This window comes from Pseudomonas macauensis, assembly GCF_047902425.1.
Classification (GTDB): Bacteria; Pseudomonadota; Gammaproteobacteria; order Pseudomonadales; family Pseudomonadaceae; genus Pseudomonas.
In genome coordinates, this window is record NZ_CP138377.1 from 4,268,526 (window position 1) to 4,287,382 (window position 18,857).

Annotated in this window: 15 protein-coding genes; 3 read left to right on the forward strand and 12 right to left on the reverse strand. The window is 65.8% G+C overall.

Going from position 1 to position 18,857, the window contains the following annotated elements:
• Positions 1–130 precede the first annotated feature (130 nt).
• Positions 131–988, forward strand: a complete 858-nt coding sequence (locus SD196_RS19530) for a MurR/RpiR family transcriptional regulator (protein WP_275610876.1) — start codon at positions 131–133, stop codon at positions 986–988.
• A 253-nt stretch (positions 989–1,241) separates the two neighbouring features.
• Here SD196_RS19530 and SD196_RS19535 read toward each other — a convergent pair whose 3' ends face one another.
• The 11 genes from SD196_RS19535 to edd all read right to left on the reverse strand — a co-directional run bounded on the left by SD196_RS19535 (position 1,242) and on the right by edd (position 14,127).
• The gene (locus SD196_RS19535; protein WP_343572601.1) at positions 1,242–2,078 is read right to left on the reverse strand and encodes a D-hexose-6-phosphate mutarotase; all 837 of its coding nucleotides are present in this window, start codon (positions 2,076–2,078) and stop codon (positions 1,242–1,244) included.
• A gap of 177 nt (positions 2,079–2,255) precedes the next feature.
• Positions 2,256–3,614: a carbohydrate porin gene (locus SD196_RS19540; RefSeq protein ID WP_416310581.1), complete on the reverse strand. Its 1,359-nt coding sequence runs from the start codon at positions 3,612–3,614 to the stop codon at positions 2,256–2,258.
• 52 nt (positions 3,615–3,666) lie between these two features.
• Entirely contained in the window at positions 3,667–4,827 is a 1,161-nt protein-coding gene (locus SD196_RS19545; protein ID WP_416310582.1) for an ABC transporter ATP-binding protein, read from the reverse strand.
• A gap of 12 nt (positions 4,828–4,839) precedes the next feature.
• Positions 4,840–5,685: a carbohydrate ABC transporter permease gene (locus SD196_RS19550; RefSeq protein WP_275610872.1), complete on the reverse strand. Its 846-nt coding sequence runs from the start codon at positions 5,683–5,685 to the stop codon at positions 4,840–4,842.
• On the reverse strand, positions 5,678–6,604 hold the full coding sequence (locus SD196_RS19555) for a carbohydrate ABC transporter permease (RefSeq protein WP_275610871.1): 927 nt from the start codon (positions 6,602–6,604) through the stop codon (positions 5,678–5,680). Before SD196_RS19555 ends, SD196_RS19550 begins: the two co-directional genes overlap by 8 nt.
• 101 nt (positions 6,605–6,705) lie before the next feature.
• Positions 6,706–7,968 carry an ABC transporter substrate-binding protein gene (locus SD196_RS19560; RefSeq protein ID WP_416310583.1) on the reverse strand — a complete coding sequence of 421 codons (1,263 nt, stop codon included), beginning with the start codon at positions 7,966–7,968 and terminating at the stop codon, positions 6,706–6,708.
• A 364-nt stretch (positions 7,969–8,332) separates the two neighbouring features.
• On the reverse strand, positions 8,333–8,698 hold the full coding sequence (locus SD196_RS19565; protein ID WP_416310584.1) for an endonuclease domain-containing protein: 366 nt from the start codon (positions 8,696–8,698) through the stop codon (positions 8,333–8,335).
• A gap of 263 nt (positions 8,699–8,961) precedes the next feature.
• The gene (locus SD196_RS19570) at positions 8,962–10,383 is read right to left on the reverse strand and encodes an ATP-binding protein (protein WP_370601697.1); all 1,422 of its coding nucleotides are present in this window, start codon (positions 10,381–10,383) and stop codon (positions 8,962–8,964) included.
• Between the two features lie 19 nt (positions 10,384–10,402).
• Entirely contained in the window at positions 10,403–11,137 is a 735-nt protein-coding gene (locus SD196_RS19575; protein WP_343572597.1) for a response regulator, read from the reverse strand.
• A 43-nt stretch (positions 11,138–11,180) separates the two neighbouring features.
• Complete coding sequence (locus SD196_RS19580) at positions 11,181–12,179, reverse strand: glucokinase (protein WP_343572595.1); 999 nt, start codon at positions 12,177–12,179, stop codon at positions 11,181–11,183.
• Positions 12,180–12,300: 121 nt separating this feature from the next.
• Positions 12,301–14,127 carry a phosphogluconate dehydratase gene (edd, locus tag SD196_RS19585; RefSeq protein ID WP_370599841.1) on the reverse strand — a complete coding sequence of 609 codons (1,827 nt, stop codon included), beginning with the start codon at positions 14,125–14,127 and terminating at the stop codon, positions 12,301–12,303.
• Positions 14,128–14,255: 128 nt separating this feature from the next.
• Here edd and gap point away from each other — a divergent pair, with 128 nt between their 5' ends.
• Together gap and SD196_RS19595 are read left to right on the forward strand one after the other, a co-directional pair.
• Complete coding sequence (gene gap / locus SD196_RS19590; protein ID WP_416310585.1) at positions 14,256–15,260, forward strand: type I glyceraldehyde-3-phosphate dehydrogenase; 1,005 nt, start codon at positions 14,256–14,258, stop codon at positions 15,258–15,260.
• Positions 15,261–15,546: 286 nt separating this feature from the next.
• Complete coding sequence (locus tag SD196_RS19595) at positions 15,547–16,329, forward strand: hypothetical protein (protein ID WP_416310586.1); 783 nt, start codon at positions 15,547–15,549, stop codon at positions 16,327–16,329.
• Between the two features lie 68 nt (positions 16,330–16,397).
• On the opposite strand, the gene bglX is transcribed toward SD196_RS19595, so the two are convergent.
• Entirely contained in the window at positions 16,398–18,695 is a 2,298-nt protein-coding gene (gene bglX, locus SD196_RS19600; protein WP_416311758.1) for a beta-glucosidase BglX, read from the reverse strand.
• Between the last annotated feature and the right edge of the window lie 162 nt (positions 18,696–18,857).

Genomic DNA, 18,857 nt, shown 5'->3' on the forward strand with positions numbered 1-18,857 from the left:
CAAATATGTAGTAATTAAACAACATATTTTTGCCGTTTCGCACCGATGTTGGTCGCCTGCCGGCCTGACGTTAGGATAGCGCCGCTGGCCGCCTCTACCCGGCCAACCGTCGATTGCCCAAGGAGCACGGATGAAAAACCTGCTGGAGCAGATCCAGAGCCGTCTGGAAGAGCTGAACAAGGCCGAGCGCAAGGTCGCCGAAGTGATACTGCGCGACCCGCAGCAGGCCACGCGTTTCAGCATCGCCGCGCTGGCCCAGGCCTCCAGCGTCAGCGAGCCGACGGTGAACCGCTTCTGCCGCTCCTTCGGCATGAGCGGCTACCCGGAACTGAAGATCCAGTTGGCCCAGAGCCTGGCCAGCGGGGCGGCCTTCGTCGCCCAGGCGGTGGCCGAGAACGACGGCCCCGAGGCCTACACCCGGAAGATCTTCAGCAGCACCATCGCCTCGCTGGACAGTGCCTACAAAATGCTCGATCCGAAGGTGATCGACCGTGCCGTGGACCTGCTGATCCAGGCCCGGCAGATCCACTTCTTCGGCCTCGGCGCTTCGAGTTCAGTGGCACTGGATGCGCAACACAAGTTCTTCCGCTTCAACCTGGCGGTATCGGCCCACAGCGACGTGCTGATGCAGCGGATGATCGCCTCGGTGGCGCACACCGGCGACCTGTTCGTGGTGATTTCCTATACCGGGCGTACCCGCGAGCTGGTGGAAGTGGCGCACCTGGCGCGGCAGAACGGCGCCTCGGTGCTCGGCCTGACCGCCGCCGACTCCCCGCTGGCCCGCGCCAGCACCCTGAGTCTGGACATCCCGCTGCCGGAAGACACCGACATCTACATGCCGATGACCTCGCGGATCATCCAGCTCACCGTGCTCGACGTACTCGCCACCGGCGTCACCCTGCGCCGCGGCGTGGACTTCCAGCCGCACCTGCGGCGGATCAAGGAGAGCCTGGTGCCAACGCGTTACCAGCTCGATGAGGAAGATTGAGGGAAGCACTGCTTTCGTAGGAGCGGAGCTTCTCCGCAATGCTCTTGTGCAAGGCTGAACGATTCGCGGACAAGGTCCGCCCCTACAAGAGCTGCCGCTGCGAAGTGTCAGGTGCGTAGGGCGTATAACGTTCGACGTTATACGCCGTTTGACCTTGCTCGCCGGGCGCTTCGAATCCGACGCGGGTGCCGAAGACGGGCCGATGTGAATCGGCGTACAACCGCGAACGGTTGTACGCCCTACGCGCGACTGATCAGACCAGCCCGGCGCGCAGGTTCAGCAACATCCGCTCGCCCTGCGCCAGGATCAGCCCGCCCGCGCGATAGCCTGCAGCGCCAATGCACAGGAAGCGATCCGCCTCAGCCGCCGCCACCTGCTCCACCGTGCGACTGCCGGGGTGCCAGATCACGCTGCCGGCGCCGACGTTCTTGTCGATGCGCAGGCGGCGTTGCCAACCGGCATCTTCCAGCACCAGGGAACCCGTGTTGTAGAGCACCTGCTTGACCGCCCCGCGCGGGACCCAGGTGTTGGGCAGGCCGGTGGCCTTGCCGTCCAGCTCCATGCCATGGACCACCGAGCGGCGCAGCGAGCCCACGCGCCAGTATGGCTGCAGGGCGAAGCTGAACAGGCAGTCGCTGTCATCCTCGTGATAGCTGGAAAGCTCGACATCCAGGTCCTGGCCCAGACGCGCCTCCAGGCGCACGTGCCAATCCTCGACGTCCAGTTGCCAGCTGACCACCACCTTGCTGTCGTCGGCCCAGGCATCGAGCATTCGCCACTCGCGCTGGCGCGCCCAACCGTGCTGGGGCCAGTCGGGCTCGACCGGATGGCTGCCGAACCAGGGCCAGCAGACCGGGATGCCGCCACGGATCGGTGCGGTGCTCAGACTCGGCCACTGGCTGGAACACCACAGCAGCGGGCGTGCACCGCGCGGCTGGAAGTGCAGCAATTGCGCGCCCTGGCGGCTGAACACCGCCTGGCACTGCGGGTGATCGATCAGCAGCAGGTCACGACGCTGGAAGCGCACCCAGTCGAAGGGGCGCTTGGCCCGCATGGAATGAAAAAAGCGCTGCAGCGGATGCTCGAGCATTATCCGGATGTCCTGATCCAATCCCTGCCCGGACACTCCGGGGCGTAAAGAGGCTGTAGTTTCACTACATTCGATGAAAAGCGGCGATTCTACTCGCAAAGCCTAGTCACGCGCAGCGCCCGCGCCAATGAAAAAAGGCCCGTCGCACGGACGGGCCAGATTCGCACCAGGAAGCAATCAGAAGCTGGACTGGATCTTCAGGCCCGCCACCACGGCGTTGTTGACCTCGTCAACGCCACCGGGATGCCTGATGTATTGCAGGTTCGGGCGCACGGTGAGCCAATTGGTCACATGCACGCCGTAGTACAGCTCGGCGTTGTACTCGGTTTCCTGGATGGGCTGGTACAGCGGGTTGTCGTAGTCGTCGATGCCGTTGACCTGGTTCACCAGGCGCTGGCGATCCTGTACGTCGTCGTTGACATGGATGCGCGCCACGCCGAAGCCGATGTCGTCCTTGGGCCGCGCATCGAGCGGACCTTTGTAGACCACGCCGAGTTGCTGGTAGTTGTCTACCGTGTTGGTCGCCTCGTCATGCACCGTGAAGTTGGCGAACAGGCTGAGGCCGCGTGAGGCGTCGCCGTCATGCGCGGTGACCTGCTGCTGCGCCACCACCCACCAACCGTGCTTGCTGCTGTGGGACTTGAACGGCTCGCCGGTAAGCGGCTGCGGGTTGCCATTAACGTCCTCGAAGACGTCGTCGGCCTTGGCGGTGCTGTAGTAGTAGCCCAGGCGGTACTCGCCCGGCAGCTGCGCGGCGCCGACCTTGGGCATCCACACCAGCTCCACCGGCAGGATAGTGCCTTCGGTGCCGCTGCCGTTGAGCTTGAAGCCGTTGCCGGTTTCCAGGTTCGACGGGTTCTGGTTGTACGCGCCGATCTGGGCATACCACTGGTCGTTGAAGTTCCACTTCACGCGGGCGGCCCACTGGCTGACCGGCCAGTTGTACCAGATGCCGCCGACCCAGTTGCCCACCTGCGAGCCGCAGAAGGCCAGGTTCTGGAAGTCGCAGGGGAAGCTGTTGAAGTCCTCGCCCTCGCCGAAGCGGCCGACCTTCACGTCCAGCGCGCCGTCAAAGTACTGCTGCTTGATCCACATCTGGGTCAGGCGCCAGGTCTGGCCGCGGCCCCAGACTTCCTGCACGGAGCTGAACTGCCCGGCGCGCGGGTCGCTGATGCGGTCGTTGGAGAGGTTGCGGCCGCTGCGCTCGGTGACGGTGAGCTGGAACTCGGTGGCGTCCCAGCCGAGGATCTTCTGCAGGTCCAGGTGGGTGCCCAAGGCGAACTGGTCGGAATAGCGCGCCGTGGTGTGCTGGTCATAGCCGCCCCCCAGGTTGCTCGCGGCCTCGCCGACGTAGTCGAGCTTGAAGTCGTAGCCCTTCTCCAGCAGCTCGGTGCGCTTGCCGCCCCAGTCGCCCAGGCCCCACTGGGACTCGGAAGAGAAGGCATCGGCGGCATGGGCGACATTGCCCACGCAACCCAGTGCGAGCAGGCAGCCCAGGGTTCGTGCGGCAGGCCGGTTCTTGTTGTTCTTGTGCATCTCCAGCGTCCTCGTTGTCTTGGTTTCTAGCGTAGTTGCAGGCAGGGGTACTTCAGGAGTGCTTCTGGCGGGCCAGCGGCGTCACCTTGTTCGCGCCGTCGCCGCGCGGCTCGGCGCGCAGGCGCTCGCCACTCTGGGCGTCGAACAGCAGCGCACGGACTGGATCGAAGCGCAGCTGCAGGGACGAGCCCGGCTGCGGCGCCTGGTCCGGCGCAAGACGGCAGCAGACCTTGGCGCCATTGAGCGTGACGAAGGCCAGGGTGTCCGGGCCGGTGGGCTCGACCACCTCTACCTCGGCGCGCAGGTCGCTGGGGCCGTTGGCGCCGTCGGTGGCCAGCTGCACCTGTTCCGGACGCACGCCGAGGATCAGATCGCGGCCCTCGACCAGTCCGGCGTCCAGCTGCAGCGGCAGCTCGCAGCGGTCCTGGCCGCTGTCCAGCAGGCCGACCAGCCGGCCGCCCTGCTGCTGCACCTTGAGCGGGATGAAGTTCATCGGCGGCGAACCGATGAAGCTGGCGACGAACAGGTTGGCCGGATCGTTGTAGATCTGCTGCGGCGTACCGAACTGCTGGACGATGCCGTCCTTCATCACCGCCACCTTGTCACCCAGGGTCATGGCCTCGATCTGGTCGTGGGTCACGTACACCGTGGTGGTCTTCAGGCGCTGGTGCATCAGCTTGATCTCGGTGCGCATCTCCACGCGCAGCTTGGCGTCGAGGTTCGACAGCGGCTCGTCGAACAGGTAGATCTTCGGCCGCCGCGCCAGCGCCCGGCCCATGGCCACGCGCTGCTGCTGGCCGCCGGAAAGCTGCGAGGGCTTGCGTTCGAGCAGGTGCTCGATCTGCAGCAGCTTCGAGACGCGCGCTACTTCGGCGTCGATCTCGGCCCTGGGCAGCTTGCGGATCTTCAGGCCGAAGGCGATGTTCTCGCGCACGCTCATGGTCGGGTACAGCGCGTAGGACTGGAACACCATGGCGATATCACGATCCTTCGGGCTCATGCCGCTGATGTCCTGGCCGTCCACCAGGATGGCGCCGCCGGTGACGTTCTCAAGCCCCGCGATGCAGTTCATCAGGGTGGATTTGCCGCAGCCGGAGGGGCCGACCAGGATCAGAAACTCGCCCGAATCGATCGACAGGTTGATCGACTTCAGGGTGTCGGCCAGGCCGCTGCCGTAGGACTTGTGCAGGTTGCGCAGTTCGAGTGTGGACATCTGGGGGTTACCTCAACCTTTGACGGCGCCGGCGGTGAGCCCGCGCACGAAGTACTTGCCGGCCAGTACGTAGACCACCAGCGTGGGCAGCGCCGCGATCATCGCGGCCGCCATGTCGACGTTGTATTCCTTCACCCCGGTGCTGATGTTCACCAGGTTGTTCAGCGCCACGGTGATGGGCTGGGCATCGCCGCTGGCGAACACCACGCCGAACAGGAAGTCATTCCAGATCTGGGTGAACTGCCAGATCAGACAGACCATCACGATGGGCGTGGACATCGGCATCAGGATGCGCAGGAAGATGGTGAAGAACCCCGCGCCGTCCAGCCGCGCGGCCTTCACCAGCGCATCGGGGATCGCCACGAAGTAGTTGCGGAAGAACAGCGTGGTGAACGCCAGGCCATAGATGCAGTGCACCATCACCAGGCCCGCGGTGGTGTTGGCCAGGCCCAGCTTGCCCAGAGTGAAGGACATCGGCAGGAGGATCACCTGGAACGGCAGGAAGCAGCCGAACAGCAGCGCGCCGAAGAACAGCTGCGAGCCGCGGAAGCGCCACATCGACAGCACGTAGCCGTTCATCGCGCCGATGAAGGTGGAGATCAGCACGCCGGGTACGGTGATCTTCACCGAGTTCCAGAAGTAGTCGCCCACCGCGCCCCAGGCTTTCACCCAGCCGATCAGGGTGAACACATCCGGCAGCGCCAGCAGGTTGCTGTTTCGGATGTCTTCCGGGGTCTTGAAACTGGTCAGCAGCATCACCAGCAGCGGGATCACGTACAGCGCCACGGCGCCCCAGAGGGTCGCGTGCACCGCCAGGCGGCTCAGGCTGAACGACGGTTTCAGGGTCGAGTCATGCATGGCGCTTGCCCCGCAGTTCGGAGTACAGGTACGGCACGACGATGGCCAGCACGGCGCCGAGCATCAGCATCGCGCTGGCGGCGCCCAGGCCCATCTGGCCGCGGGTGAAGGTGTGGGCGTACATGAACATCGCCGGCAGGTCGGAGGAGTAGCCGGGGCCGCCAGCAGTCATCGCGGCGACCAGGTCAAAGCTCTTGATGGCGATGTGCGCGAGGATCATCAGGGCGCTGAAGAACACCGGACGCAGGCTCGGCAGCACAATGCGCAGGTAGATGGTCGGCAGGCTCGCGCCGTCCACCTGGGCGGCGCGCACGATGGCCGGATCGACCCCGCGCAGGCCGGCGAGGAACAGCGCCATGACGAAGCCCGAGGCCTGCCACACGGCGGCGATCACCAGGCAATAGACGACCCGATCGGGGTCCACCAGCCAATCGAAGCGAAAGCCCGTCCAACCCCAGTCGCGCAGCAGCTTGTCCAGCCCCAGGCCGGGGTTGAGCAACCACTTCCAGGCCGTGCCGGTGACGATCATCGACAGCGCCATGGGGTAGAGGTAAACGGTGCGAATGAAGCCTTCGCGGCGGATGCGCTGGTCCAGCAGCACGGCGAGGAAGACCCCGAGCACCAGACAAACGCCGATGAACAGGCCGCCGAACAGCAGCAGGTTCTTGCTCGCCACCCACCAGCGGTCGTTGTCCCACAGGCGCAGGTACTGGGTCAGCCCGGCCCAGCTGTAGGCCGGCATGAAGCGCGAATTGGTGAAGGACAGCAGCAGCGTCCAACCGATGTAGCCGTACACGCAGACCAGCACCACGAGCATGCTCGGGGCCAGCACCAGCTTGGGCAGCCAGGCCTGCAGGCCGTCGAGCAGCGAAGCGCGCGGGCGGGCTGCAGGAGTGAAAGTCGGAGATTGGGTCGCCATCTGCTTTCTCGAGGATGAGTGAACCCACCCGGGCTGCGACGGCGGCCCGGAGTCGTTCTATTGGAAGAGAAACCGGCTCCGCTACGGAGCCGGCGAGCGCCTTACTGCGCGGCGGCCTGGATGGCGGCGCCCAGTTGCTGCGCGGCCTTCTGCGGATCGGCGGCGGGGTCGTTGAAGAAGTTGGTGACCACGTCGAAGATCGCGCCCTGCACGTAGCTGGAGGCGGCCATGCTGTGGGCCATGCTCGGCACCAGATTGCCGCTGGCGGAGGCGGCCTTGAAGTCCTTCATCGATTGCTGGGCGCAGGCGTCGAAGGGCGTCATGTCGACGTCCAGGCGCACCGGGATCGAGCCCTTGTTCAGGCTGAAGTCCTTCTGGAAGGCCGGGTCGAGTACCGCGCGCGCCAGGTCTTCCTGGGCCTTGCGGTTCTCGGCGTTGCTGAGCTTGAACATCACCAGGGAATCGATGTTGTAGTCGAAGGCCTTCTGCGTGCCGGGGAACGGCAGGCACTGGTAGTCCTTGCCCGCCACCTTGCCGGCGGCGGTGAACTCGCTCTTGGCCCAGTCGCCCATGATCTGCATGCCGGCCTTGCCGTTGATGACCATGCCGGTGGCAACGTTCCACTCGCGGCCGGCGGCGTCCGCATCGACATAGCCGTGCAGCTTCTTCAGCGCAGCGAAGACATCGGCCATCTGCGCGCCGGTGAGGGTTTCCTTGTCCAGTTCGACGAAGGCCTTGCGGTAGCCTTCCGGGCCCATCTTGCTCAGGACCAGGTTCTCGAACAGCGTGCCGTCCTGCCACGGCTGGCTGCCGTGGGCCAGCGGCGTGAAGCCGGCGGCCTTGAGCTTGTCGGCGGCGGCGAAGAGTTCGTCCAGGGTGGTCGGCGGCGTGGTGCCGGCCTTCCTGAAGACCTCCGGATTGATGTACAGCCAGTTCACCCGGTGCACGTTGACCGGCACGGCCACGTAGTCGCCCTTGTACTTCATGATCTGCGCCACCTGCGGCGGCAGCAGTTGGTCCCACTTGCCTTCGGCGGCGACATCGTCGAGGTCGGCGAGCAGACCGAGCTCACCCCACTCCTGGATGTCCGGCCCCTTGATCTGCGCGGCGGCCGGCGGGTTGCCGGAAACGGCGCGGGTCTTGAGCACGGTCATGGCCGCTTCGCCACCACCGCCGGCGACGGCGAAGTCCTTCCAGGTATGCCCCTTGGCTTCGACGAGTTTCTTCAGGGTTTCGGCGGCGCGCTTCTCGCCGGGGGAAGTCCACCAGTGCAGCACTTCGACTTCACCGGCGTGGGCCAGCATCGGGGATAGACAGAAGGAGGAAAGACAGATGGCGGCCGACAGGCGACGGATCGCATTCATGGGGAGCACCTTGTTCTTGTTATTGGAGGCAAGTCTGCGCTTGCGATGGTCCGAGTCTATCCAAGGCATTCCGGTCTCCGGGTAACGAAGCGATCTTTGATTGTCACGAGGTGGTGACATTTGGGGTCCGTTGGTGGGTTTAGCGTTGGAGGGTGAAGAAGTGCTTTTGGCCGTCTTCTGGGCGTCTGCAGCTCGGCCCCCCCTCTCCCCAGCCCTGGCTGCGCGCCCCGCTCCGAAGGGAGAGGGAGCTGTCCTCTGCGATGCCAAGTGGGCAGCTCTCCTGATGCCGTCGCAGCTTCAAACATCAACGAGGAGGCCGGCTCACGCCGACATTTCGCTTCACGCCGAGCGGCCCCCTCTCCCTTCAGGGAGAGGGTTGGGGAGAGGGCAAGGAGTCCGCATCGATAACCAGGCGTATCGCCTTCAGCACCGAATCCATCTTCAACAGCACATCATGATTCCAGAAGCGCAGTATCGTGAACCCCTTGCTCTTGAGCCATGCGTCTCGTTTCAAGTCTGCATTTGAATCCAGATGCTGCCCACCATCCAGCTCGATGATCAACATCCGTTCGTGACAAACGAAATCGATGATGTAAGCCCCGATGATCTTCTGCCGGCGGAACTTGAGGCCGAGGAAGCGGTGGGCGCGCAGATGGTGCCAGAGGGCTCGCTCGGCTTCGGTCTGGTCATGGCGCAGTTGTTTCGAGAATGGGGTGAGGTGGGAGATCATTGAGCTGGCTCCGGCAGGTGTATGCCTGGAGGCTAGTGCCTCGGCCCACCACCCTCTCCCCAGCCCTCTCCCTGAAGGGAGAGGGAGCTTTCCGAGCTACCTGTAGGCTCCTGCGTTTCAGGTGGCCATGGCTTCAGGCGAGCTCCAGATTGGAGCAGCACGCCGATCCAGTCCCCTCTCCCTTCGGAGCGGGGCGCGTAGCCAGGGTTAGGGAGAGGGCAAAACCTCCCCACACACTCCGAAGTAACCGGCAGAAGCCACCCCTACTCCACCTCCAACCGCGGCAACCTCAACGTCACCCGCAACCCACCCTCCCGGCGATTCTGCAGGCTGACTTCGCCCCCGTGGGTATGCGCGATGTTGCGCGCGATGCCCAACCCGAGGCCGTAGCCCTGCCCCCGTTCAGACAACCGGAAGCGCGGCTCGAAGACTTTCTCCAGGCGCTGCTCCGGAACACCCGGCCCCTGGTCGTCGACATGCAGAACCACCGCATCAGGATCATCCTCGATGCTCAACTGAGCGCGGCCGCCGTATTTGAGGGCGTTATCCAGCAGGTTGCCGATGCAGCGCTTGAGCGCCAGCGGCTTGCCCGGATAGGGCTCGCTCGCGGCGCCGATCACTTCGACCCGGCCATCGGCGAGGTACGGCCCAGCCACGTACTGCAGCAACTGGTTGAGGTCCACCGGCTCGACGTTCTCGTGGATGTCGGTGTCCTTCACGCATTGCAGCGCGCCCTTCACCAGCAGCTCCAGCTCGTCTAGGTCGTGGCTGAACTTGTCCCGCGCCTGCTCGTCGTCCAGCAGCTCGACGCGCAGACGCAGGCGGGTGATGGGCGTGCGCAGGTCGTGGGAGATGCCGCTGAACAACTGGGCACGCTCGTTGACGTAGCGGTCGATGCGCTCGCGCATGGTGTTGAAGGCGCGGGAGACCTCCACCAGTTCGCTCGCTCCGCTCTCCTCCAGCGGCTGGTCCTGGCCGCCCAGGGCGATGTCACGGGCGGCGCGGGCCAGGCGCTTGAGCGGGCGGCTCTGCCAGTGCACCAGCAGGCCGGTGAACAGCAAGAGCAGCAGGCTGGTGAAGACGATGGAGATGATCTGCTGCGGCGGCAGGCTTTCGGGCTCCAGCGTCACGTAGGGCGCGGGCATCAGGCTGGCGATGTACAACCATTCGCTCTCGCCGATGCGGATCTGCGTGACCAGCACCGGCGGGTTCACCGGCTCCAGGGTCAGCGCGTAGTGCGCCCAGGAGCGCGGCAGCTCCTCCAGCTTCAGCTCGCCGTTGAACAGCCGCAGATCGTCCGGGCTGACGAATTCCACCTGCAATTCCACGTCCCTGCCCAGCTTCTGGTGCAGCACGTCCTGCACGATGTCGATCACCGCCTGCTTGTTGGTTGTATCCGGTAGCGGGCGCATCTCCAGCGGGCGTTCATTGAGCGAGACGAAGAAACGCGTGCCGCCCATGCTCCGCAGCTGGTCGAGCACCAGCGGGCGGTAGCCGATGGGCAGCGAGCGAAAGTAGCTGACGCTGGCGGCCATGGAGTAAGCCAGGCTGCGTGAGCTGGTGAGCAGGCCGTCGCGCTGGCTGCTGCGCAGGTGGGAAATCCAGAACAGGCTCGACAGCCCCTGGGCGATCAGCACCGCCAGCAGGGTGAGCAACAGCATGCGGCCGAGCAGCGAGCGCGGCACCAGGGACCAGCGGCGGCGCTCACTCATGGCCGGCGAGGTGCGGGCGAACCTGGGCGGCCAGCAGGTAGCCGCTGCCGCGCACGGTCTGGATCAGCCGCGCCGGTTTCCCGGTGTCGCGCAGGCGCTGGCGCAGACGCGAGACGGCCATGTCGACGATGCGCTCCAGCGGCATCACCTCGCGGCCACGGGTGGCACTGGCGATGGTGTCGCGATCGAGTATCTGCCGGGGGTTGTCGAGGAACAGCTTGAGCAGGGCGAAGTCGGCGCCGCTGAGGAAGTGCTCCTCGCCGTCCTCATGAAACAGCCGGTGGCTGATGGTATCCAGCCGCCAGTCGTCGAAAGCAATGACCTCGCCGCCGCGCGCCTGGGTGTACTGCGCGCGGCGCAGCAGCGCCTTGATCCGTGCCAGCAGCTCACGGGGGCTGAAGGGTTTGCCGAGGTAGTCGTCGGCACCCAGTTCCAGGCCCACCACGCGGTCGGCCTCGTCGGAACTGGCGGTAAGCATGATCACCGGCATGCAGGCGTGACGCTGGTGCGAGCGGATCCAGCGGCACAGGCTGAAGCCGTCCTCGTCGGGCAGCATCACGTCGAGGATCGCCAGGGCGGCGTCCTCGTCGCACAGTGCGCGGCGGAAGCTCTCGCCATCGGCGACGCTGCGCACCTGGAAGCCGGCGCGGCTGAGGTAGGTTTCCAGCAGCTCGCGGATTTCCTGGTCGTCGTCCACCAACAGGATGGATCTGGCAGGCTGGTTCACTTCGGGCGTCCTTTCTTGTTGTTCTAAGGAATGAAGCGGTGACTCAACCTTCGTTGCGCAGGGCCTGTTCCAGGGCGACACCGGCACCGAACAGACCGGGGTGCTCCGCCGTCATGACCCACACCGGCACCGGATCGAGGTACGGCCCGCTGGTCTTGCCGCGGGTGCGAAACGCCTCGGCGAAACCGCTGCGCTGGAAGCGCTCGAGGAAGCGCGGGACGATGCCGCCAGTGATGTACACGCCACCCAGCGCGCCGACCGTCAGTACGGCGTTGCCGGCGACCCGCGCCAGCCAGAGGAAGAAGTGCTCCAGCACTGCATCGGCGTAGGCATCGCCAGCCATGGCGCGCTCGCCGATCTCGGCGGCGGCGGCGCATTTCGGCTCCACGCCATCGAGCTGGCAGCTCATGCGGTAGAGGTTTTCCAGGCCGCTACCGGAGAGCACGCGCTCGGCCGAGACGTGGCCGTATTTTTCGCGCAGCAGCTGCCAGAGGGCGAAATCACGCTCGGAAGTTATCGGCAGGTCGACGTGGCCACCTTCGCAGGGCAGCACGTCCCAGCCGCCGCCCGGCAGCGGCATCAGGCTGCCGACCCCCAGGCCGGTGCCCGGGCCGATGATCAGCTTGGCGCGGCCTTCGAGCGCCTTGCCCGGGCGCACCTGCACCAGGTGTTCCTCCGACAACCGCGAAGCGGCCCAGGCCATGGTGCTGAAGTCGTTTACCAGCAGCAGGTGGCTCAGGCCCAACTCGGCGCGGAACGCATCGCGCTTGATCACCCAGTGGTTGTTGGTGAACTTGAAGTCGGCGGCGCCGACAGGACCTGCGCAGGCCAGGCAGACGTTCTCGATGGCGGACAGCGGCTGGCCGACGCGCTGCAGGTAGTCGCGCACCGCGTCTTCCGGGCGCGGGTAGTCGGCGCAGGCCAGGACCTGTATGGATTCGAGGACTTCACCACGCCACAGGGCGAAGCGGGCATTGGTTCCGCCAATGTCGCCAACCAGGGCGAAACCGTTGGAGGAGGACTGAGCATTGTTGGAGTTCATTGCGGGCTCGGGCCTGGAAGATGGGTGAAAGGATGCGGCGCGGGATCATGCCAGCATAGGACAGCGCCGAAAATGCCCCGTGCGACGAACACGCAGTCCGTCACACGGGAGACCGGTAGGGTCAGCTCGGACCGTTCAGCTCGGCCGTAAAGCTGCAGGCGCCCTGCTCCGCCGGGCTGAAGGCGTTGCGCATGAAGGCGAACAGTTCGCGGCCCATGCCAAGGTTATCGATGGCCGGGGTTTCGACCAGGGGACGGGCTTCCCATTCCGCCGCATCCACCAGCACACGCAGCTCGCCGGTGGTGCCGTCGACGCGCACCACGTCGCCGTCGCGCAGCTTGGCCAGCGGGCCGCCATTGAGCGCCTCCGGGGATACGTGGATCGCCGCCGGCACCTTACCGGAAGCACCGGACATACGCCCATCGGTGACCAGAGCCACCTTGAAGCCACGGTCCTGCAGCACGCCGAGGAACGGCGTGAGCTTGTGCAGCTCGGGCATGCCGTTGGCGCGCGGGCCCTGGAAGCGCACCACGGCGACCAGGTCGCGCTCCAGCTCGCCGGCCTTGAAGGCGGCCGCCAGGCTCGACTGATCGTGGAAGATGCGCACCGGCGCCTCGACGATCTGGTGCTCCAGCGCCACGGCGGACACCTTCATCACGCCACGGCCGAGGTTGCCTTCCATCAGGCGCAGGCCGCCTTCCGGGGAGAACGGCCTGTCGATCGGACGCAGGATGTTCTCGTCCAGGCTGGCTGCCGGACCTTCGCGCCAGACCAGCTTGCCTTCTTCGAGAAAAGGCTCCTGCACGTAGCGGCGCAGGCCCTTGCCGACCACGGTCTGCACGTCTTCATGGAGCAGGCCGCCGTCCAGCAGCTGGCGGATCAGGAAGGACATGCCGCCTGCCGCCTGGAAGTGGTTGATGTCGGCCTGGCCGTTGGGATAGATGCGCGCCAGGGTCGGCACGACTTCGGAAAGGTCGGCCATGTCCTGCCAGGTCAGCTGGATGCCGGCGGCCTGGGCGATGGCCAGCAGGTGCAGGGTGTGGTTGGTCGAGCCGCCGGTGGCCAGCAGCGCCACCACGGAGTTGACCATAGCCTTCTCATCGACGATCTCAGCCATGGGCACGAACTGGCCATTCTCCGGCGTCAGGCGCGCGGCCTGGCGGGCGGCTTCGCGGGTCAGCTCGTCGCGCAGCGGCGTGTTCGGGTTGACGAAGGACGCGCCCGGCAGGTGCAGGCCCATCACTTCCACCAGCAGTTGGTTGGTGTTGGCGGTGCCATAGAAGGTGCAGGTACCCGGCGCGTGGTAGGAGGCCATCTCCGAGGCCAGCAACTCCTCGCGGGTCGCCTTGCCCTCGGCGAACAGCTGGCGCACCGCGGCCTTCTCCTTGTTGGAGATGCCAGTCGGCATCGGGCCGGCCGGCACGAACACCACCGGCAGGTGGCCGAAGCGCAGCGAGCCGATCAGCAGGCCGGGGACGATCTTGTCGCACACGCCCAGGCACAGCGCAGCGTCGAACATATTGTGGGACAGGGCGATGGCGGTGCCCATGGCGATCACGTCGCGGCTGGCCAGGGACAGCTCCATGCCCGGCTCGCCCTGGGTCACGCCGTCGCACATGGCGGGCACGCCGCCGGCGAACTGGCCGACCGAGCCGATCTGCCGCAGGGCGTCCTTGATCAGCTCCGGGAAGCGCTCCAGCGGCTGGTGCGCGGAGAGCATGTCGTTGTAGGCGGAAACGATGGCCACGTTGGCCTGGTTCATCAGCCGCAACGCCTGCTTGTCCGACTCGCCGCAGGCCGCGACACCGTGGGCGAGGTTGCCGCAGGGCAGCGTGCCGCGGTGCGGACCCTTGGTGGCGGCTGCCTTGACCAGGTCGAGGTAGCGCTGGCGGGTTGCCGCGCTGCGGGCCTGGATGCGCTGGGTGACTTCGAGCACACGGGGGTGCATGGCAGCATTCTCCTACAGACTATCAGTTGTTGTTTTTACAACATAATCTTCGAATACAAAGCGTTTACTTTTCTTCGAAGCGGAAATTTAATGTTTTTTACCACAACAAAAGAAAAGAGACGACCTCTATGACTATACGCCTGGCTATCAACGGTTTCGGCCGCATCGGTCGGAACGTTCTCCGTGCACTCTACTCGGGCCCCTATCGCCAGCACCTGCAAGTGGTGGCGATCAATGACCTGGGCGATGCGGCGATCAACGCCCATCTGCTGCAGTACGACAGCGTGCACGGGCGCTTCCCCGGCCAGGTGGAACATGACGCGGAAAGCCTCAGCGTAGAGGGCGACCGCATCGCCGTCACGGCCATCCGCAACCCGGCGGAGCTGCCGTGGAAGGTGCTGGAGGTGGACATCGTGCTGGAATGCACCGGTCTCTTCACCAGCCGCGAGAAGGCCGCCGCGCACCTCGACGCCGGCGTGCGCCAGGTGCTGGTCTCCGCGCCGGGCCAGGGCGTCGACGCCACGGTGGTCTACGGCGTCAACGAACACATCCTGCGGCCGACGCACCGGATCGTCTCCAATGCCTCCTGCACCACCAACTGCCTGGCGCCTGTGGCTCAGGTGCTGCACCACGAACTGGGCATCGAGCATGGGCTGATGACCACCATCCATGCCTACACCAACGACCAGAACCTGTCCGACATCCATCACGACGATCCGTACCGGGCGCGCTCGGCCACCCAGTCAATGATCCCGACCCGCACCGGCGCCGCCGATGCAGTGGGCCTGGTGCTGCCGGAACTGGCCGGCAAGCTGACCGGGCTGGCGGTGCGGGTGCCGGTGATCAATGTGTCGCTGGTGGACCTCACGGTACAGGTCGCCCGCGCTGCCCATGTCGAGGAGGTCAACGCGCTGTTCGAGCGCGCCAGCCAGGGTTCGCCGATCCTCGGCTTCAACCGCCAGCCGCTGGTTTCGGTGGACTTCAACCATGACTCGCGCTCCGCCATCTTCGACGCCAGCCATACGCGGGTGAGCGGCCGGCTGGTGAAGGTAATGGCCTGGTACGACAACGAGTGGGGATTCTCCAACCGCATGCTGGATACAGCGCGGGCAATGTATTTGGCGCAGGGATGAAGAAGGTTCGCGAGCAAGCTCGCTCCTACAGGTAGGGAGCGCAGGCTCTTCGTAGGAGCGAGCTTGCTCGCGAACAACCACTGCACCGCACTATCAATCAGCTTGCAGGATGGGCAGGAATCAGCGCGAAACCCATGCCGCCAGTGCTCGGGATCGATGGGGTTCGTTGCGCTCCACGCCATCCTGCATACGCGTGTCGGATTTCTCATCGCCGCCATCGAAGCCGCCAATCGCACCCAACCCCGCTCTTGCTAGAATCCGCCGTCACTTCTTGCTCGCCGCCTTCATGCTCGCCCTCAAGCTCACCCTGGTGCCATTGTTCCTCCTGCTGGTGTCCCTCTTCGGACGCTGGTGGGGGCCTGCCGTCGCCGGCTGCCTAGCCACCCTGCCCGCCATCACCGGGCCGATCCTTTATCTAATCACCCTTGAGCACGGCCGCGATTTCGGCGCCCAGGCCGCACTGCTGGCGCTGGCGGCGATCTTCGCCTCGGAGGCGTTCAACTTCACCTATGCCTGGATCTGCCGACGCCACCCGTGGCCGCTGGCGCTGGGCGGCGCGATGCTGGCCTGGCTGGTCGCCGCCTGGGGACTGACGCAACTGCCCACCCTGCCCGCCTGGGCCTTGGGTGCTGCGGCGCTGGGCACTCTGACCAGCCAGTTGTTCATGCCGCGAGTGGAACTGCCGCCCACCCTATCCCCCATCGGACGCTTCGAACTGGGCCTGCGCATGCTCGCAGGCGCCGCGCTGACGCTGGCCGTCACCGCCCTCGCCGGCTGGGCCGGGCCAAGCTGGAGCGGCCTGCTGGCAGTGTTCCCACTGCTCTCCATCGTGCTCTGCGTATCGTCGCAGCGCCTGAATGGCTCGGGCTTCGTCATCGCCCTGCTGCGCGGCATGGTCACCGGGCGGCCGGCCTTCGGCGCCTTCTGCCTGTGGCTGGCCTTGCGCCTGCCGGAGACCGGCACCGTGCAGAGCTTCGCCGAAGCGGCACTGCTGTCCGTGCTGGTGCAAGGCGCATTGCGCTGGTTGATCGGGCGCCGGGCCAGGAAGCTGGCGAACCCGGCGACCTGAAAAAGAAAAACGCCACGGCTCGATGAGCCGTGGCGTTTTCGTCTGGAACCAGCGCTTGTGGATAACGCTTAAAGCAGCGTGAAGCTCTGCTCCTTCACGTTATCCGAATCCAGGCCGACGTAGACCTTGAACTCGCCCGGCTCCGATGCGTAGCGCAGCTGGCTGTCGTAGAAGCGCAGGTCTTCCTCGCGAATCGGGAACTGCACCACCTTCGACTCGCCCGGCTGCAGCATGATCTTGCTGAAGCCCTTGAGCTCCTTCACCGGACGGCTGATGGAGGCGGCGACGTCGCGCAGGTAGAGCTGCACCACGGTCTCGCCGGCGACCTTGCCGGTGTTCTTCACCGTCACGCTGGCGGTCAGCTGGTCACCCTTCTTCAGCTTGCTGCCCGACATCTTCACGTCCGAGACGCTGAAGTCGGTGTAGCTCAGGCCGAAACCGAAGGGGTACAGCGGGCCGTTCTGCGAGTCGAAGTAGCGCGAGGTGTACTTGTTCGGGTGCTCGTGGTCGAACGGGCGGCCGGTGTTCAGGTGGTTGTAGTAGATCGGCACCTGGCCCACCGAACGCGGGAAGGTCATGCTCAGCTTGCCCGCCGGGTTGTAGTCGCCGAACAGCACGTCGGCGATGGCGTTGCCACCCTCGGTGCCGCTGAACCAGGTTTCCAGGATGGCGTCGGCGTTCGCGCTTTCCCAGCGCAGGTCCAGCGGGCGGCCGTTCATCAGCACCAGCACCAGCGGCTTGCCGGTGGCCTTGAGGGCCTTGAGCAGCTCGATCTGGCTTTGCGCGATGTGCAGGTTGGTCTTGCTCGATGCCTCGTGGGCCATGCCCTGGGCCTCGCCGACCACGGCCACCACCACGTCGGCCTGCTGCGCCTTGGCCACGGCCTCGTCGATCATTTCCTTCGGGCTGCGGGAGTCGACGCTGACATCCTCGTTGTACTCGTTGAGGTACTTGATGATCTCCTGGTCGTCGGTGACGTTGGCGCCCTTGGCATAGAGCAGCGCAGCCTTGCCGCGGGTCGCCGTGCCCATGCCTTCAAGCACGGTCACCGCCTGGAAGGCCTTGCCGGCGGCGGACCAGCTGCCCATCACGTCGCGCTTGCTGTCGGCCAGCGGGCCGACCAGGGCGATCACGCCGTCACGCTTGAGCGGCAGCACGCCGTTCTGGTTCTTCAGCAGGACCATGCCCTTGCGCGCGATCTCGCGGGCGTCGGCACGGTGCAGGCGCTCCTCGGCGTCGGTATCCACCGGGTCCTTGCCCTGCAGGTAGCGGTACGGGTCCTTGAACAGGCCCATGTCCCACTTGGCGGCCAGCACGTCGCGGCAGGCACGGTCGATCTCGGCCTGGCTGATCAGCCCCGCCTTGAGCAGCTCGGGCATGTGCTTGCCGTAGAGGTCGTCGTTCATGTTCATTTCGACGCCGGCGTTGATCGCCAGACGGGTGGCGTCGCGCTCGTTGGCGGCCACACCGTGCTTGATCAGCTCGCCCACCGCGCCGTGGTCGCTCAGGGTCAGCCCCTTGTAACCCCACTGGCCGCGCAGCAGGTCCTGCAGCAACCATTTGTTGGCGGTGGCGGGCACGCCGTTGATGCTGTTCAGCGAGACCATCACCGCGCCGGCGCCGGCATCGATGGCGGCGCGGTACGGCGGCAGGTAGTCCTGGAACATGCGCTGCGGGCTCATGTCCACGGTGTTGTAATCGCGGCCGCCTTCGCCGGCGCCGTACAGGGCGAAGTGCTTGACCCCGGCCATGATGGTTTCCGGCTGGTCCAGGCCCTTGCCCTGGTAACCCTTGACCACCGCGGCGGCGACCTTGCTGGTCAGCCAGGCGTCTTCGCCGAAGCCTTCGGACACGCGACCCCAACGCGGGTCGCGGGCGATGTCGACGGTGGGCGAATAGGTCAGGTTGAGGCCGTCGGCGCTGGCCTCGATGGCCGAGACGCGGGCACTGCGCTCGATGGACGCCAGATCCCAGCTCGCCGCCAGGCCCAGGCCGATGGGGAACACGGTGCGATGGCCGTGGACCACGTCATAGGCGAAGAACAGCGGGATCTTCAGCCGGCTCTTCATCGCCGCGTCCTGCAGGTCGCGAATGCCCGGACGCACCACGGTATTGAACACCGCGCCGGTGGTGCCGGCGGCGATCTCTTCCAGCAACACCGGCTTGGGATGGTCGGGACCGACGCTGACCAGGCGCAGCTGGCCAATCTTCTCTTCCTGCGTCATGCGTTGCATCAGGCTGTCGATGAAGGCGTCCTTCGACTGGCCGGGCAACGGCACGGCGGGCGCCACGGCAGGAGCCTGGGCTGCGGAAAGCGAAGCGCTGCTCAGGCCCAGCAGGAGGCCGAGCCAGGAGATACGGCTGATTGGTGTTGTTTTCATATGGGTACTCAGCAGCCTGCGCGAAGCGCCGGGCCACTGTGGATTGTTATCGAGGGTCGTCGAAGGGACGGGGATTCCGGCGGCTCCCCCGGGTGTTGCCGCCAGCGCCTTTCGAACGCGGCACATAAGGTCGTCGCGCCGAAGACG

Excerpts from the sequence above, each read along its gene's own strand:
- SD196_RS19540 (WP_416310581.1), bottom strand. The coding sequence starts at position 3,614 with ATGCACAAGAACAACAAGAACCGGCCTGCCGCACGAACCCTGGGCTGC.
- SD196_RS19595 (WP_416310586.1), top strand. The coding sequence starts at position 15,547 with ATGCTCGCCCTCAAGCTCACCCTGGTGCCATTGTTCCTCCTGCTGGTG.
- SD196_RS19580 (WP_343572595.1), bottom strand. The coding sequence starts at position 12,179 with ATGAACTCCAACAATGCTCAGTCCTCCTCCAACGGTTTCGCCCTGGTT.
- SD196_RS19565 (WP_416310584.1), bottom strand. The coding sequence starts at position 8,698 with ATGATCTCCCACCTCACCCCATTCTCGAAACAACTGCGCCATGACCAG.
- SD196_RS19545 (WP_416310582.1), bottom strand. The coding sequence starts at position 4,827 with ATGTCCACACTCGAACTGCGCAACCTGCACAAGTCCTACGGCAGCGGC.
- SD196_RS19550 (WP_275610872.1), bottom strand. The coding sequence starts at position 5,685 with ATGCATGACTCGACCCTGAAACCGTCGTTCAGCCTGAGCCGCCTGGCG.
- SD196_RS19560 (WP_416310583.1), bottom strand. The coding sequence starts at position 7,968 with ATGAATGCGATCCGTCGCCTGTCGGCCGCCATCTGTCTTTCCTCCTTC.
- SD196_RS19530 (WP_275610876.1), top strand. The coding sequence starts at position 131 with ATGAAAAACCTGCTGGAGCAGATCCAGAGCCGTCTGGAAGAGCTGAAC.
- gap (WP_416310585.1), top strand. The coding sequence starts at position 14,256 with ATGACTATACGCCTGGCTATCAACGGTTTCGGCCGCATCGGTCGGAAC.
- SD196_RS19555 (WP_275610871.1), bottom strand. The coding sequence starts at position 6,604 with ATGGCGACCCAATCTCCGACTTTCACTCCTGCAGCCCGCCCGCGCGCT.
- SD196_RS19535 (WP_343572601.1), bottom strand. The coding sequence starts at position 2,078 with ATGCTCGAGCATCCGCTGCAGCGCTTTTTTCATTCCATGCGGGCCAAG.
- edd (WP_370599841.1), bottom strand. The coding sequence starts at position 14,127 with ATGCACCCCCGTGTGCTCGAAGTCACCCAGCGCATCCAGGCCCGCAGC.